This window comes from Clostridium sp. LS (assembly GCF_002760435.1).
In the GTDB taxonomy this organism is placed as follows: Bacteria; Bacillota; Clostridia; order Clostridiales; family Clostridiaceae; genus Clostridium.
In genome coordinates this window covers 22,410-39,519 of record NZ_AUUU01000042.1, presented here as the reverse complement: position 1 = coordinate 39,519, position 17,110 = coordinate 22,410, and the positions used below count along the sequence as shown (strand labels likewise).

Genomic DNA, 17,110 nt, shown 5'->3' with positions numbered 1-17,110 from the left:
CATGTGTTAAGCACGCCGCCAGCGTTCGTCCTGAGCCAGGATCAAACTCTCAATTATAAAGTGAAACTTAATTTAGATGAAGTTTATCTTCGGCTAAATTTCAGTTGAACTTATCCAATCGGAAAAGTTTAATCTTAGCTTACTCAAATAAAGAATTGCTGGTTTACTTAAATGTATTTATTATATTCTGTTCAATTTTCAAAGACCAATTTTCTTTCTTAAGCCTGTTATTACAAGGCTTTACAAGTTTCTGTCGTTTCCGACAGCTTACTCAGTATATCATCGCCTCAGTAGCTTGTCAACAACTTTTTTATTACCTTTTCAGATGATTATATCAGTTTTAAGTTATTGAGTTTTGTGCTTTTCAGCGAGGAACTTTATCTTATCATCACTATTCGACATTGTCAACAACTTATTTCAAAAAACTTTTGTACTTCATTTCCAAATGTTTCTTAACTTTATTCATTGTTGCTTACGTCTTTCAGCGACGTGTTTCATCTTAACATTTCTATTATTCTTGCATTCTTTATTTTTCCTCAATTATATAAGATTATTCTTGTTATTCAGCGTTATTTGATTTCTTTTTTCTATTTATGCATATTGATACACTTGCAGCAGTTGTCGCTAGATCAGTTATAATCTGTGTTGTTCTATATAGTCTCCCCTTAGTTTTTACTACACAAATAAACTGCTCTTTGAATCATTATATTTGCCTCGCAGCCATTTACATACAATATATAAAAATATTGTTTAATACCATCAACGGTCATCAGTATTAAATTACAAAAATTAATGTCATGTACCTCCAATTTTTATCACTTTAATTAATTTATTTCTAATTATTTAATCGTAAAATAAAAACATTTTTATAAAGACTTTAATTCTTTACTCCATATCATATGCATTGAAGATACAATTATAATTACACCAGAAGCAGCTAATATTATAAATGGATTAATTTTATCTATTAATACGCCTGCCACTATTATGCCAAGCGGAGCTATTCCTTGAGATAAAGTTCCCAGTAATCCTGTTATTCTTCCTCTAAGATTTTCAGGTGTTAATCTTTGAATCATTACCATTATTGGAGTATTTATTACTATAAGTACTGCTCCCAATATAAATAGAAGAACTATATTATAGAGACTTAATAAAATTTGCATCTTATAATCATAAAAAAGTGTTGTTTGAAGTCCAACTAAAATGAGTACAACACCGATGATTCCAAGTTCAAGACCTAATTTTTTTCCTGTTACTTTCTTCTCTTTTCTATTTCCCATAATAATAGATGCAACTATCATACCTATAAAGTAAATTCCTTGAAAAGTGCCATAATGTGAAGAACTCATTTTTAATACATTATTAATGATGTATGGATATACTACAGTCATAGAAGCACTTAAAAATAAATTTATTATAAGTACGTATTTAAGTAATGCGTATATAATTTGTTGCCCTCCAACAAATTTTATAACTTCTTTCAGCTCTTTCTTAATATTATCAAAGGTAATTGAACTTTTTACCTTAGTCTCTATAGAGCTATTTAATTTAAAGTCTATAAATAACTCTAAGGCTGCCGAAAAGATAAAAGATGCTCCATTAATAATTAAAATCAAATTTATCGGAACAAATCCATAGATAATTCCTGCTAATATTGGAGATAATACTCCCGAAATAGATACTGACGTTGAAGTATACGAATTAATTTTCATTAACATCTCATCCCTTGCAAGGTTAGGAATCGATGAAGATAAGGCAGTGTCATAAAACACACTTATAGATGACAATATAAAACTAGTAACATAAATAGACACAACACTTAATCCAGATATAGTTGATACTCCTAAAAAGCTAAAAACAATTATTCCGCTGATAATATCAAAAAAGATAGTAAGTTTTTTTCTATTTACTCTATCTGCTAATATTCCCGCGAAAGGACCAAATATTATCCTTGGCAACATTCCAACTAATACATTGATAGCAAAAAAGCCTCCTGACCTTGTTACCTTTAATATATAAAGAGATAATATAAAGTAATAAATATTAGAACCTAAAAGCGAGACTGTTTTTGAAACTAAATATAAAATTATATTTAACTTTTCTGTTTTTTCAATTTGATCATGACAATAAGCCTTCTCATTTTCTATAATACTCAAACCATTCTTCATAGAGTCTTCCCCCTCTTTTAAATTTAATTTAGTCTCCGTTATAGCTGAACTTTCAAAATATGTTTTATATACCCTAACTAGTAATAAATAAAATAAGTAGAATACTTGAAAAGTTCTCGTTAGTTAAATTATACTTAACTTTATTGAAATTTCAATACTTTTTTTGAAAAATATAGTAATTTAGTTAAGTTATATTTAACTTCAATTCTTGTATTATATTTCTAATTCTTGTAAATAAAACTCCTACATACTATAATATAATTATGAAAAATTCAATTTACACTAATATTTTAAGTTACTGAATAAAATTATAGTTTGATTTTTGTTTAACTATATTTAACTACTCTTGTAGTTTTGAAAGGATGAAAGATTTGACTATTAATGTTGGAGAAAAAATCAAAGCTCTTAGAAAAGCTTTAAATATGACGCAATCTGAATTAGCTGGTTCTGAAATGACTAAAAGTATGTTAAGCCAAATTGAAAATAATGTTTCAAACCCTTCAATGAAGACACTTCAATATATAGCTGCTAAATTAAATAAACCTGTTAGTTATTTTTTAGAGGGCGAAGATAATGTTAATAACTATGTATACTTTTCTGTTATATCTAAAGAAGAATTAGAAACAAATATTAAAATTATTAGTGAACTTATTGATAATAATAAAATATCAGAAGCTAAAGAAGCGCTTTTAAAATTGATGGAAAATCCAAATTCAAAAAAGCTTAAAAGTTACGCTGATATACTATTAAAATTCGGGAATGCATTAATTGACTTAAACAACTTGAAAAATGCAGAAAAGTATATAACTGATTCTTTAAAATGTTACACTGAGGGAAATTTTTATTTAGAAGCTTCAAAAGCTTATATTAAGCTAGCGAAGATATATTTTCATGACTTTAATTATGAGGAAAGTTTAAATATCTGTGAGAAAGCTTTTAACTATTATTATAAAAGTATAATTCCAGATTCTTCTCTTGAAATAGAGCTCTATCATTATAAAATTCTTGTTTTATCAGCTTTAGGTCGTACAGATGATACATTAAAATGTCTGGAGGCAGCTATTAACTTATCTACTAAAACATCAATTTATTATAAAACTGATGAACTTTATAGGCTTAATGGAATTTTCTGCTACTTAGCTGGAAATAAAGCTGAATATGAGAATAGTATGAAAAAGGCTTTTGAATTTGCCCAATTCAGTGAAAATAAATATTGCTTATGCAGTATTTACATTGCATTTGCAATTGTTGCCTTGGAATCAAACAAACCAGAAAAGGCCTTAGAATATGCTGAAGAAATTAAATACCTCGCCAAAGATCTTAAAGACTACGCTGAAAAAGAACATTATTTATATTACCTTATAAAAGGAAAGGCTTATTATATTTTAAACAACTACGAACTTGCCTATGAAAATATAATTAAAGTTAACTATCCATCCCATGTAAAGCATAAATTCGATTATCTTACTATGTGGTCTGGTAAAGTCTATGAAGGCTTGATATTAAGCAAGCTTGGAAAACATTCAGAAGGTATACAATCTATAAAAATAGGTATAGAAAAAATGTCTATTTTCCATAAATCTAAATTCTTAGTCCACGCATATAAAAGCCTTAGTGAAATTTATTCAGATATGAGTGATTTTGAAAATGCCTTTATTTACTTAAAAAAATCAAACGAAATTCAAGATCTTGTTAATAGTGATAAATCAATTGTTTTTTAAAGAACTCATATAAAAATAAATTTAATACAACATTGAAAAGGAGCTGTCACACATAGTGAACTGCTCCTTTATAACTTACTAAAATCTATTTTGCTATAGAATTTTTATTTCTCACTTAATATTTCATATAAATGAAATACATAATCTTTAAATATCAAGCGTACTTAGAAATTTCCAAATATCTTTTGAATTTCATCATCTGTCAAAGTTCTATACTGTCCTTTTTTTAATGTTTCATCTAATGCTAATCCCCCAATAGAGACTCTCTTTAAATATACCACATAACAACCTACCGCTTTCAACATACGCTTCACTTGGTGCTTACGGCCTTCTGAAATAGTAAGATACCCCGAAACTACAGGCTGGTTATAACGATTTGAATCTATGTTATTTAAATTATCAATACCTATTTCATGTTTTAGATCTTTATACATACCAAATTTCTCGACTTCTATTTTTGCAGGTTTTGTTAGTATCTCACCTTGCCCGATGTAAATCCCCTGTTCCAGCTTATTCATATCTTCTTTTTCTAAATAACCAAGTGCCCAGAAAAAATACGTTTTTTCAACATGCTTTTCCGGATACATAACTTTATGTTCAAATTCTCCGTCATTTGTAAATAATAATAATCCTTCTGTATCCTTGTCCAATCTTCCAACATGAAATATCCCATCCATATTAACACCATTAAAGAAATCAAATACTGTTTTATGATTCTTATCAGTTCTTGCAGTAATATATCCAGAAGGTTTATTAAACATATAATATACTTTTCCATTATACGCAATTACCTCATTAAGATATTCAATTACATCGAAACTTTCGTTAATTTCTATAGCTGGTTGAGTTATTACTTCTCCATTTACCTTTACACTACCTTCTTTAATATAAATCCTAACCCTTTTCCTGCTTCCAACTGCTGATTCTGCTAAAAATTTATCTAATCTCATAACGTCTCTTCCTTTGTAAAAATCTATATTTAGTCCATTATAACATAAGCTTACATAAAATAATTAAAGCTGGGGTTTTCTAAATACAAGAAAATCTCAGCTTATAAAAATCTTTTTATTATCACTTATTTGTACAACTACACGCACTCATATCATTCTCATCTATAAAATGTTCTTTTTCCAATTGTTCCTGATTGATTTTCTTTATAGAAATATAATATGCACAAGCAAGTGGGATGCATGCTCCAAACCATGCTAATGGATTTGATAAAGATACTCCCAAAAATCCAAATGGTTTTGATAACATTATTGCGGCAAAGGTTCTCATTAATAATTCCATAATACCTGCAATTGTTGGAATAAAGCTTTGACCTAAGCCTTGAAGAGTATATCTGTATATAAAAAGCAATGAAAGTACAAAGTAAAACATTCCATTAGAAGTTAAATATATTTGTGATAATGAAATAACTTCTTTTTGATCAAATCCAACAAAAATTGCTGTAAGAAAATTTCCTGCTAATATATTGGTAATTGCCACAGTAATACTGAAGGTCACTGATATAAGGATACATTTTCTTACTCCTTCTTTTATTCTTTCATATTTTTTAGCACCATAATTTTGAGCCGTATAAGTAGCCATTGTTATACCAAAAGACATCATTGGCTGAATTGCAATAGTATCAATTTTTTGAGCTGCTGTATATGCAGCAACAGAAACAGCGCCAAGATTATTAAGTGCAAATTGAACAACAAGAGCACCAATTGCTATTATAGATGCCTGAAAGGCCATTGGCAAAGACATCTTTAGATGTTCCATAAATACATCCTTTGATATTTTTAGATCGATCTTTTTTAATCTAAGTATTGGCAGATTTCTTTTTATGTACCAAATGCATAATAAAGCCGAAACTCCTTGTGCTATAACAGTTGCCCATGCAGCTCCTCTTACCCCCATATTAAATATTAAAATAAAGCCAAACTCTAAAATTATATTTAAAATACAAGCTACTACTAAGTATACAAGGGGCGTCCTGCTATCACCTAAAGCTCTAATAATGTTTGAGAAGAAATTAAAAAACATTGATGCTATTATTCCAATAAAAATAATAAACACAAAATTATATGCATCATCAATAATTTCCACTGGTGTATTCATTGCTTCTAATATAGGCCTAGCGTAAATTGTACTTACAACAGTAAGGATTATAGTTACAATCATACTAATTACTATACCTGTAAAATAACTTTCTTTAATTGCCTTTTTGTCACCAGCACCAAATTTCTGAGCCGTAATAATCGAAAGACCCGCTGTTAAACCTTGAGCAAAGCCCAAAATCAAAAACATAATACTACCTGTACAACCAACAGCGGCTAAAGCATTAATACCTATAGTTCGTCCAACAATAAAGGTATCAGCTATATTATAAAATTGTTGAAATATATTACCTATTAATAATGGAACAGTAAATAATAATATTAATTTAGCAGGATTACCTTCTGTTAGATTTCTAGTTCCAGCCATAAAACTTCCTCCTAAAGACATTTGTATAATTTCATCCTTTGACACATGAGAGAAAATAATATACTAAAGATGTTACGTATATTATAACTAATCACATAAATCATATGAAAAATACTAAATTTTTTCAAGGTTTACTTTATCAATCTCTCAAATGCTGTAGGACACTACAAATTATACTCCTTATATTTATAAAATGTTCCAATTAATTATTTTATTACGAAAATTAATTTAACTTTATATAAAATAAACAGCTAGTCATGAAAATTAAAATGAATCATTCTTTTTACATGAACAAACCCTAACGAATTCTTTAAAAAGAGGCATTTGATCCTCTAGTCCTTCTGGGTGCCACTGTACACCTTGCATAAAAAAGTCACCTTTACATTCTACGGCTTCTGTAATTCCATCTTCACTTTTCGCTGCAATTTTTAAGTCTTCACCTAACTCTTTAATGCATTGAATATGAAATGAATTAACTGAAATCTTTTCTTTGTTATATATTTTAGTAAGAAGTGAGTTTTTTTCTAAATAAACAAAGTGTTGTTTTTCTTCTAACTTCAGGCCTGCACCACTATGATCAATTTTTGTATTAACTTGTGTTTTAATATCTTGAAATAGACTTCCTCCCTGCAAAACATTTATCAGCTGACTTCCTCTACAAATTCCTAAAATTGGTAGTCTCTTATTTTTGGCTGCAAAAAACAAGGCTCTTTCGAATTTATTACGTAATTTGGTTTCTATACATTGCTCAAATAATGGCTGTTCACCATACCACAATGGATCTATATTATCACCACCAGTAAAAATAATACCATCAAGATAATCAACCAATCTATTTAAGGTTTCTATTGAAACATTAATTAGTACTGGAATCTCCAACGGAATTCCCCCAGCCATATGAATTTTATCTGCATATTCATATCCAACATTTGAAAATATCCTAAAAGTTTCTTTCTTAATAGAGCTTGTAATACCAATAATAGTTTTCATGTATATTCCCTCCCTTCAATTAGTCATATAAATGACATGCCAGAAAATGTTCGCCACTAAGTTCTTTAATAACAGGTATTTCATGTCTGCAGCGTTCTTTTGCATACGAACATCGGTTACAGAACTTACAGCCTGTCTTTCTATCTTCAAGTGATATTTCCGACTCTTCTAGGTTTAATCTCTGCTTTCGTAATTTGGGATGACTTACCGGTATAGATTCTAATAACATTTTTGTATATGGATGCATTGGATTTTCAAATAAATCTTTTCCTGTTGATAATTCAACTATACTTCCTAAATACATAACCGCTATTCTATCACAGAAATATTTTACAACGCTTAAATCATGAGAAATAAATAAAAAAGTTAATGAATAACGATTTTTCAATTTATTAAGTAAATTAATAATCTGTGCTTGAATTGATACATCTAAGGCCGCTACAGGTTCATCTGCGACTATAAACTTTGGTTTAACAGCCAAAGCTCTTGCAATTCCAATCCTTTGGCGCTGACCTCCGCTAAATTCATGTGGATAACGATTTGCAGATTCCTTATCCATGCCACAGATTTGCAAATACTCTTTTGCCATATTAATAGCATCTTTTCCATACATTATTTTATGTTTTTCAATCCCTTCTGCTACAATTTGTCCAATTTTCATTTTTTTATCTAAGCTTGCATAAGGATCTTGAAAAATAATCTGCATATCTTTTCTAAGGGCAGACATATCTTTATTAGAAATTGATAGCTTATTTTCAACATCGAATAAAGTTTTATCTTCAAATATAACTCTGCCACCATCAGCTTCTATTAGTTTTAAAATACTTCTTGCAGTTGTTGACTTACCACATCCAGACTCGCCTACTAAGGCAAAGCTTTCTCCTTTCTTTATTGAAAAAGAAACATTATCTACAGCATCTAATATAGCTTTTTCTTTTCCGAAAAAGGTCTTTTCAATTATATATTTTTTCTTAAGATGTTCGACATTTAAAATAATATCACTCAATTCCCATTCCCTCCTCGTATAGCCAACATGCCACTTTATGGTTTCTATTGACATTAAATAATAGTGGCTGCTTATTTACACATTTTTCACAAAATTTTGTGCTGCATCTGGTGCTAAAGCGACACCCTAGAGGCATATGTGTTAAAGCTGGTACCATACCTTGGATACTTGGCAGCTCCTTTCCACTTTCCATGTTATGGGGCTGAGACTCCAAAAGTCCTATTGTATATGGATGTTTAGGATTATCGAATAATTCATAAATATCACTTTGCTCGACCACCTTTCCTCCATATAACACCATAACTTCATCACAAATTTCTGCTATTACTGATAAGTCATGAGTGATAAATAACATAGACGTATTAACCTTCTCATTTAATTTTTTCAGCAAATGTAAAATTTGCGCCTGTATAGTAACGTCCAGAGCTGTTGTAGGCTCATCAGCTATTAAAATTTGAGGTTCACAGCTTAATGCCATTGCAATCATTACACGCTGCCTCATGCCTCCACTTAAGCTGTGTGGATAAGAATCATAAATTTTTTCAGGATTTGGAATATGGACAATTTTAAGAAGTTCAATTACTTTATTCCTAAGCTCACTTCCATGTAAATGTTTATGTATTTTAAGGGGTTCCTCTATTTGTCTTCCTATTTTAAATAAAGGATTTAGCGAAGTCATTGGTTCCTGAAAAATCATAGATATTTCATTTCCACGAAGATTCTCAAGCCTATCTTCACTAAACCTCATTAAATCATCTCCATTAAAAAGAATTTCCCCATGTTCAATTTTACTTATTTGCTCTGGTAAAAGTTTCATTATAGATAAAGCTAAAGTGCTTTTACCACAGCCCGATTCCCCGATAACTCCTAATATTTTACCTTTCTCAAGGACAAAACTAACATCATCTAAGGCAATTACTTTACCATTATCAGTTGTAAAACTAATAGACAGATTATTAACAATTAAGTCTTGTGAATTCATAAAATCTCCACCTCCTAAAGCTTCATTTTGGGATCTAAAGCATCTCTAAGCCCATCTCCTACAAAGTTTATTGATAATACTGATAGAAATACCAATAATCCAGCTGGTATCCATAGCCACCACTCATATTGCAATATACGCATACTTTGAGCTGCCGATAATATATTCCCCCAACTTGGCTGTGGCTGCTTTACACCAAGTCCTAAAAAGCTTAATCCAGCTTCCATTAATATTCCTTGCGCCACGCTTAAAGTAGCATTTACAATGACTGGTGATAATATATTAGGAAGCAGATGTTTTATGATAATTTCAAAGTTATTTAATCCCATAGCTCGGGCAGCTTCAATAAATTCACTGTGCTTAAGAGATAAAATCTCTGCACGTACAATTCTAGCTACTCCTGTCCACTGCAATAGACCAATAATCAAAATTACATTCAAAGCACTCGGTCCTATTAATGCTGCAATTGAAATTGCAATTACAAAGAAGGGAAAACACATAACTGTATCAACAATACGCATAATAATATTGTCAAGCCATTTTCCATAATATCCACTAATACACCCAAGGGTTACGCCAATAAGTAACTGCATTACAGTTGCACTAAGAGCAACTCCTAAAGAAACACGTCCTCCATATATCAATCTTGTAAAAACATCTCTTCCCAATTCATCAGTTCCAAGAAGATGTTTTAAACTTGGGTGACTTTCAATACTCATTAAATCAATTGAGTCCCTTGAATAAGGCGATAAGATAGGTGCAAGAATTGCCGCTAAAACAAATAGTATTAAGAGAATAACACCAACCATTGCCAGCTTATTTTTTAAAAACTTACTTAAAATTGTATGCTCCAAGCATGCTTTCCTCCTCCCTAATCAAAGTTAACACGTTTATCGATTATAGCATAAAGAATATCTGCAATTAAATTAGTGAATAAACTTATTACAGCAACCATCATAACTATTCCCATAATAAGTGGATAATCACGGCTCATAACAGCATTGAAATTTAATCTTCCAATCCCTGGCCAGACAAAAATTGTTTCTGTAAGCAGTGCTCCAGATAATAAGGAAGGAACCTGCATAGTTACTACTGTAATTAAAGGCAGTAATTCATTCTTCAAAGCATGCTGATAAATAATATTTCTACGCCTGACACCTTTTGCACGTGCTGTTCGTATATAATCTATTTTTAATATTTCAATCATTTCAGAACGAGTATAACGCATTAAACTAGCTGTGTTTATTAGTGCAAGAACTATCATCGGCAGTATCATATGCCTCGCAATATCAAAGGCTGCTGCCCATCCCTTTAGATTAACTCCTGTGCTTACCATACCTGAAATTGGAAACCACCCTAAATCTACAGAAAATATTTTAATCAAAAGCATTCCAAAGAAAAAAGATGGAATTGATAATCCCATGAAGGCAAAAACTGTAACAACATAATCAGTTTTAGTTCGTTGTTTTGTAGCGCTTACTACTCCACAAGGAATAGCTATTAAAATACTAAGCACCATTGAACATAAAGATAAAACAACTGTATTTCCTAATCTGCTACTAATAACACTTAATACAGGCTGCTTAAATTGAATTGAATACCCAAGATTTCCTTGAAGAGCTCTAAGTAACCACTTAAAGTATTGAATTAAAATAGGGTCATTATATCCAAGTTCATCTAACATTTTTTTCTGCATTTCTTGTGTTAGATTAGGATCCATCATAGAGGAAAAAGGGTCTCCAGGCTGTAATTTAACAAGAATAAAGACTATAATTGAAATCCCAAGGAGTACTGGAATACTTTGTATTAATCGCCTAAAAACATATTTTTTCAAGAACCTTCAGTCCTTTCTTTGAAAAACTGTATGCACTAAAGCTTTCGTTTTAATGCATACTTTTTATTTCTATCTTATTGTTAAAGTTTAGATGTTAAATATAGCAGTCCAAAACAATTTTCACTTATTTTGAAATTGACCAGTTTTGAACATCAGGGAATACAGCATATGCTGAATATTTATATCCTTCTAATTTAGGATTATGTGCACGAATAGCATTTGGGGAGTACAAGAAAACGTATGGTGCTTCTTCATTTATAAGTTGTCCCCATTTAGAGTAAATCTCCTTACGTTCATTTCTATCAATAGTAGTTGCTGCTTTTTCAATTAATTCATCGCTTTGGGCATTAATAAAATTCGAAAAATTAAACTGTGATTTATTTGCAATACTTGAAGACCAATAACGATCTGCATCACCTGGATCTACTTCTAAAGTAAATCCTAGCAGTCCCATATCATAATCTCCTTCTCCCTTAGTCTTTGCCATGGCAGAAGCTACATCCATAGTACTTATATTAACTTTTATACCTATATCCTTTAAATTTTGCTGGATAATCGGAGCACTTTGTTCACGAACTTTATTACCTGTTGGTACCATTAAATCCACTTCAAATTTCTTGCCATCTTTTTCAAGAATTCCATTATTATCGCTCCATCCTGCTTCTTTTAATAACTCTTTTGCTTTGTTAGTGTTGTAGTCATAAGTATTAAGTCCTGATTCTGGATAAGCCCAGCCAGCCAGTGACAATGGTGCATTTATAACTTGTCCATGTTCTCCTAATAAACTGTCTACAATTCCTTTCCTGTTTATAGCATAAGTAATTGCTTGGCGAACTTTTTTATCTTTAAAGAATTCACGATTACTATTCATAGTCATAAATTGATAATTTGCACTTGGTTTTTCTTCAATCTTAATACCAGCATCTTTCAGCATTTTTAAGTCCTCTTCCTTAGTACTTGAAAGCTCAACTACATCAAGATCTCCTTTAGCTAATTCTGAAAGTTCTGTTTCTGTATTAGTAACTTTGAAAATAAATTTATCAATTTTAGGTGCTCCGCCAAAGTAATTATCATTCTTTGCTAATTCTACATATTGATCTGGTTTAAAATCTGTAAGCTTAAAAGGACCAGTTCCTATTGGCTTATTAAGTAAATCACTTTGCTTGTCCCATTCTTCAATATTTACTTTGCTCCAAATATGCTTTGGAAGAATGCCGCGTTGTGAAAAGTTAGATAATGCTGGAGCATAAGTTTTGGTATAAGTAAAGCTTATTGTATTTTTATCTATAACTTTTATTCCACTAACAGAATCTGCTTTTTCATCGTGATAATCTTGAGCACCAGCTACCTTTGATATTTCATTAAATCTTGGCCCTTTATATTTTGGATTTGCCATACTTGCAAAGGTAAAGGCTACATCATCTGCTGTAAAATCTTCACCGTCATGCCACTTTACACCTTTTCTTAAATGAAAGGTTAATGTAAGCTTATCATCTGAAAATTCATATTTTTCTGCAAGACCTGGCTTAAATTCATTGTTTTCATCTAATAAAATTAGTGGAGAATATACTAAATTATTTACATTATTATCGTAGGTAGTGTTTGATAATAATGGATTAAATAAACCTTTTGGAGAAGATTCCACTGCATATCTAAGTACAGTGCCTTCACTTGATGATTGATTAGCTGAAGAAGTATTGGTTGGTATTTCTGAAGATGTAGATCCGCAACCAGTTAATAGTGATATTGAAAATAATGCTATAAGTATTCCCATTAATAACTTATTCTTTCTAAAAAGCATAATTGTTCTCCCTTTCCATCAATATATAATATGAATATTTTCTTGAATTAAACTTAATTCCTATAGTTATCTAAAATATTTTTCCTTGTTCAGTTTTCTTATTGTTAATTATCTATTTTAGAAGCCCAATTCATAGTATTTCTATAAGCTTAGTATATGTATCAAACAATTAATTATTAATAAAAATATAAAAATAGATATATAACAAGCTAAAATATTTAATTTCAAATGTAATATTTATAACCCTAAAGAATATATAAAAAAGTTCACCATATCAATAAAGTTTCCATATTTATCTCATAAAGTTGTGCACCCTTTACGCTATAGAAACATATGTTAACAGTATATAAGCATGAAGGTTTATTATTATATTTTATGGGGTGAGGCGATGAGAAATCTATATCTGCTACTAGGAAATGGTAATTCTATCGGTATAGTGAGCAGGATTAATGCTTATAGAATACAGCAAGGACAACCTATTCTTGATGTTGATTTATCTAATTTATTCTATTATGGTGCAGATTTTAATTTTCCTATGACAAGTGACCCGTTCTTAACTGAGGAACATTGCCCAAAACTTTGGGAGCTTGGCGCAAGACCAGGTATGGACAGGGATCCAGCTCAAAAAATCGAGTCGCGTATTATTACTTGTGGAAATGTTTATGCCTTAGCTAAATATGAAGAAGAAATAATATCAACTAATAACTTTGGAAGTTATAATAATCTCCCCTTCAGTTTAACTCCAATAACTTTTTCATCAGAATCTAATGAAATTATTAGCTATAGTAATGCACATTCAAAGTATAGCGAGAATGAAGTAATAAGCCGGTTGTATTTTGGAGCTTATGGTGAATTTTCAAGCTATCTTCGATATTTATTTATATATTATAATAGCCAAGTCACTGACAATGATTTAATTAATATTGATGTGCCATTAATTAATTATATTAAAAAGAATTATAATAAATTTGATAAGATAATAATTAATTCCTATGTATATGATATATTTATGGAAAGACTATTAATGCTTAATGGATTGCCTTTTTCACTTGGAGATTTTGAAAATAATTATAGTAGTAAAATAATATTCTATAAACCACATGGCTCTATAAGCTTTTTCTACAAAAAAAGTTTTCCTTTGGGAACAACTTATAAAATTCCATATAATGAATTATCTTTTCAACAAAAAATAAAAATCTGTGATTTCAACATTAAATATGAATTTGATGATGATTATCCAATCCACAATGGAATGATTCCTCCTAATGGTGATGCTGAAAGATATGAAGTTTCATACTACCAAAAGATTAGAAATTCTATAATTAGAGCTGCAAAAGGATCTAAATCTGGTTATATTTACTATATTATAGGTAGTTCTTATAGCTGCGCAGATAGATTTGAGCTAGATAGAATAAATACTAATTTTAATAAATTGACTAATGTAATCTATGTAGATCCAAATGCAAATCCAGATTACGATGCTGTTTTATCAAGTTTGTTTATTAATTATAAGCAAATTAAAGATTTTGAAGATCAATGTTAAAATATCGTTTAACATTATAGGAATTTTTAAGTATAAATAAAAAACCCACGAAAATCCAATTTTTCGCGGGTTCCATGTCATATATTATATACTTTTTTATCTAGTCTAATCCATTAAATGCAGGATAAGCTGTTTCTCCATGTTCAGCTACATCAAGTCCCTCAGCTTCTTCTGAACTATCAACTCTAATATCCATAAACATTTTCATAACTTTTATAATTAAGAAAGTCATACCACCTGCAAATATTATTGTTATTGCAATACTCATTATTTGTGCAATGAAAAGTTTAACATCTCCATAAAAAAGACCATTCCATTGCGCTACAGGATTAATTGCAGTTTGACCAAAAATTCCAGTTGCAATACCTCCCCAAATTCCACCGACTCCATGACATCCAAAAGCGTCAAGTGCATCATCATATCCAAACTTAGCTTTTACTTTTTCTACAAAGAAGAAACAAATTGGAGATACTATTGCACCTATTACAATAGATGCCCATAGTGGAACAAAACCTGCTCCTGGTGTAATTGCAACTAACCCTACTACCGCTCCTGTTACTGCTCCAAGTACTGTTGGTTTATCATGTTTTATTTTTTCAATTAACATCCATGAAAGCATACCTGCTGCTGCAGCAGTATTTGTTGTCATGAAGGCATGTACCGCAAGTGGACCGGCATTTAATGCACTACCTGCATTAAATCCAAACCATCCAAACCAAAGTAATGCTGCTCCAAGAACTACAAATGGAATATTATGAGGCCTATATGACATCATTCCATGTCCACGTCTCCTACCTAACATAATACAAGCTACAAGACCTGAAATACCTGAACTTATATGTACTACATCTCCTCCAGCAAAATCAACAGCTCCTAATGAGCCGATTAATCCACCAGCCCCCCATACCATGTGAGCCATTGGATAATACACTAAAAGTGACCACGCTGCTACAAATATGAATAATGCTGAAAACCTCATTCTTCCTATTAAAGATCCAGTTATAAGTGCTGGAGTAATTACTGCAAACATCATTTGAAATGCAGCAAAGAGCTCTTGAGGTATAGTAGGTGCATATGCTGAAGGATCTGCTCCTACTCCATTAAAACCTAAAAAGTTAAGTCCTCCTATTATCCCATGAAAATCATTACCAAAAGACAATGAATAACCTACTAAAACCCACATTATTGATGCTAGTCCACAAACAAAGAATGAGGACATTAATGTGTTTAAAACATTTTTTCTACGAACCATTCCACCATAAAAAAATGCAAGTCCTGGTGTCATTAAAAGTACAAGTGCTGAACAAATCAATATAAAACTGCAATCGCCTAAATTAATTTCCATAATATAATCCTCCTTAAATATGTTAATCTTAAAGTAAATAATTTTTTCTTTTCTCATCATAATATCATAATTTTTTTACATATAAAAAAAGACGATGCTTGACAAATATACCTTTTTCAGCTTATTTGTCGAACATCGTCGTTCTTATTTCATAGTATATTATCCTTACGGAATTTTGTCAATATATTTTACATTTAAAAAATAAAATTAAAATTATTTTACCTTTTTTCTTTTACTCGTCTTAATAATATTTTCTATAAAAGATACCTTTATAGATTATGGGTTATGAAATAACCCTGCACCTTTTATGATTTCCTGCTCTGTAAACAAGCTTAAAACAGCTTCTTTGTATTCATCTATATTTTGAGATCTTTTTATTTTCTTTAAATATCTTTTATTATCTGAAAATATATAAATCATATATCCAAATAGTTCTTTCATTCTATTTATTGCATTTATATCTTCATCAAATAATTCTAAGTAGTTATTCAAAATTTCATCATGAAAATCTTTTAATACTTTTTTATCTATATTCATATTATTTTTTATTGCATACATTAATCCTGGATTAGCAAGTATACCTCTTCCAAGCATTATTGTGTTTACTTCTGGAAAAATATTTATTAACTTATTATGATCATCAATAGTGAAAATATCTCCATTATAACATACTGGATTAGTACTTAAAGATAATGCATCTTTAAATACTTTTAAATCAGGTTTATTTCCATAAAAATCTTTTTGTGTTCTAGGATGAATAATTAATTCTTCCATAGGGTATTTATTGTAAATTTTTATTAGTTCATAAAATTCCTCTGGATTATCTTTTCCTATTCTAGTTTTTACAGAAATTTTCATGTCATCTATTATAAATATTTCATCCAAAAATCTATCTAATTCTTCCCTTCTAGCCAAAAATCCTGAGCCCCTATTTTTTGACACAACAGTTCCAGCAGGACAGCCTAAGTTTAAATTCACCTCTTTATAACCCAACTGCTGTAATTTTCTAGATGTAGCTATAAAGCCTTTTGAATCATTTGTAAGTATTTGGGGTACTACATTCATCCCGCTATTATTTTCAGGCAGAACATCTTTTAATTCCTTTGTGTTAAGAATTTTACTTTCATTTGGAACAATAAAAGGTGTAAAATATTTATCTATATTATTAAAAAATTTTTCATAAGTATTTCTATATATGTATCCAGTTATTCCTTCCATTGGTGCTAAGTAATATTTCATTTATTAACT

General features: G+C 30.2%; 13 protein-coding genes. 2 read left to right on the top strand and 11 right to left on the bottom strand.

Translation table 11 applies throughout. The features are described 5' to 3' along the window. Positions 1-866 precede the first annotated feature (866 nt). Positions 867-2,168 carry an MFS transporter gene (locus tag COL3_RS11285; RefSeq protein ID WP_008429813.1) on the bottom strand — a complete coding sequence of 434 codons (1,302 nt, stop codon included), beginning with the start codon at positions 2,166-2,168 and terminating at the stop codon, positions 867-869. Between the two features lie 362 nt (positions 2,169-2,530). On the opposite strand from COL3_RS11285, the gene COL3_RS11280 reads away from it, so the two are divergent. After that, the gene (locus COL3_RS11280; protein ID WP_099716618.1) at positions 2,531-3,889 is read left to right on the top strand and encodes a helix-turn-helix domain-containing protein; all 1,359 of its coding nucleotides are present in this window, start codon (positions 2,531-2,533) and stop codon (positions 3,887-3,889) included. A 164-nt stretch (positions 3,890-4,053) separates the two neighbouring features. Here the strand turns inward: COL3_RS11280 and COL3_RS11275 are convergent, their stop codons facing one another. From COL3_RS11275 to COL3_RS11240, 8 genes are all read right to left on the bottom strand, one after another. Next, a complete protein-coding gene (locus tag COL3_RS11275; RefSeq protein WP_008429817.1) occupies positions 4,054-4,839 on the bottom strand; it encodes a pseudouridine synthase in 786 nt (261 codons plus the stop codon). A 121-nt stretch (positions 4,840-4,960) separates the two neighbouring features. Beyond that, positions 4,961-6,361, bottom strand: a complete 1,401-nt coding sequence (locus COL3_RS11270; protein WP_008429819.1) for an MATE family efflux transporter — start codon at positions 6,359-6,361, stop codon at positions 4,961-4,963. Between the two features lie 264 nt (positions 6,362-6,625). Next, on the bottom strand, positions 6,626-7,351 hold the full coding sequence (locus COL3_RS11265; RefSeq protein ID WP_008429821.1) for a gamma-glutamyl-gamma-aminobutyrate hydrolase family protein: 726 nt from the start codon (positions 7,349-7,351) through the stop codon (positions 6,626-6,628). 19 nt (positions 7,352-7,370) lie between these two features. Further along, positions 7,371-8,357, bottom strand: a complete 987-nt coding sequence (locus tag COL3_RS11260; RefSeq protein WP_035284609.1) for an ABC transporter ATP-binding protein — start codon at positions 8,355-8,357, stop codon at positions 7,371-7,373. Then, the gene (locus COL3_RS11255; protein ID WP_008429825.1) at positions 8,350-9,339 is read right to left on the bottom strand and encodes an ABC transporter ATP-binding protein; all 990 of its coding nucleotides are present in this window, start codon (positions 9,337-9,339) and stop codon (positions 8,350-8,352) included. Before COL3_RS11255 ends, COL3_RS11260 begins: the two co-directional genes overlap by 8 nt. A gap of 14 nt (positions 9,340-9,353) precedes the next feature. Beyond that, a complete protein-coding gene (opp4C, locus tag COL3_RS11250; protein ID WP_008429828.1) occupies positions 9,354-10,193 on the bottom strand; it encodes an oligopeptide ABC transporter permease in 840 nt (279 codons plus the stop codon). 17 nt (positions 10,194-10,210) lie between these two features. Next, complete coding sequence (locus COL3_RS11245) at positions 10,211-11,173, bottom strand: ABC transporter permease (protein ID WP_008429830.1); 963 nt, start codon at positions 11,171-11,173, stop codon at positions 10,211-10,213. 124 nt (positions 11,174-11,297) lie between these two features. After that, entirely contained in the window at positions 11,298-12,974 is a 1,677-nt protein-coding gene (locus tag COL3_RS11240) for a peptide-binding protein (RefSeq protein WP_008429832.1), read from the bottom strand. Positions 12,975-13,362: 388 nt separating this feature from the next. Here COL3_RS11240 and COL3_RS11235 point away from each other — a divergent pair, with 388 nt between their 5' ends. Continuing rightward, the gene (locus tag COL3_RS11235) at positions 13,363-14,517 is read left to right on the top strand and encodes a hypothetical protein (RefSeq protein WP_035284612.1); all 1,155 of its coding nucleotides are present in this window, start codon (positions 13,363-13,365) and stop codon (positions 14,515-14,517) included. A gap of 100 nt (positions 14,518-14,617) precedes the next feature. On the opposite strand, the gene COL3_RS11230 is transcribed toward COL3_RS11235, so the two are convergent. Beyond that, complete coding sequence (locus COL3_RS11230) at positions 14,618-15,862, bottom strand: ammonium transporter (RefSeq protein ID WP_008429836.1); 1,245 nt, start codon at positions 15,860-15,862, stop codon at positions 14,618-14,620. A 276-nt stretch (positions 15,863-16,138) separates the two neighbouring features. Further along, positions 16,139-17,101: a tRNA-dihydrouridine synthase family protein gene (locus COL3_RS11225; RefSeq protein WP_008429838.1), complete on the bottom strand. Its 963-nt coding sequence runs from the start codon at positions 17,099-17,101 to the stop codon at positions 16,139-16,141. Between the last annotated feature and the right edge of the window lie 9 nt (positions 17,102-17,110).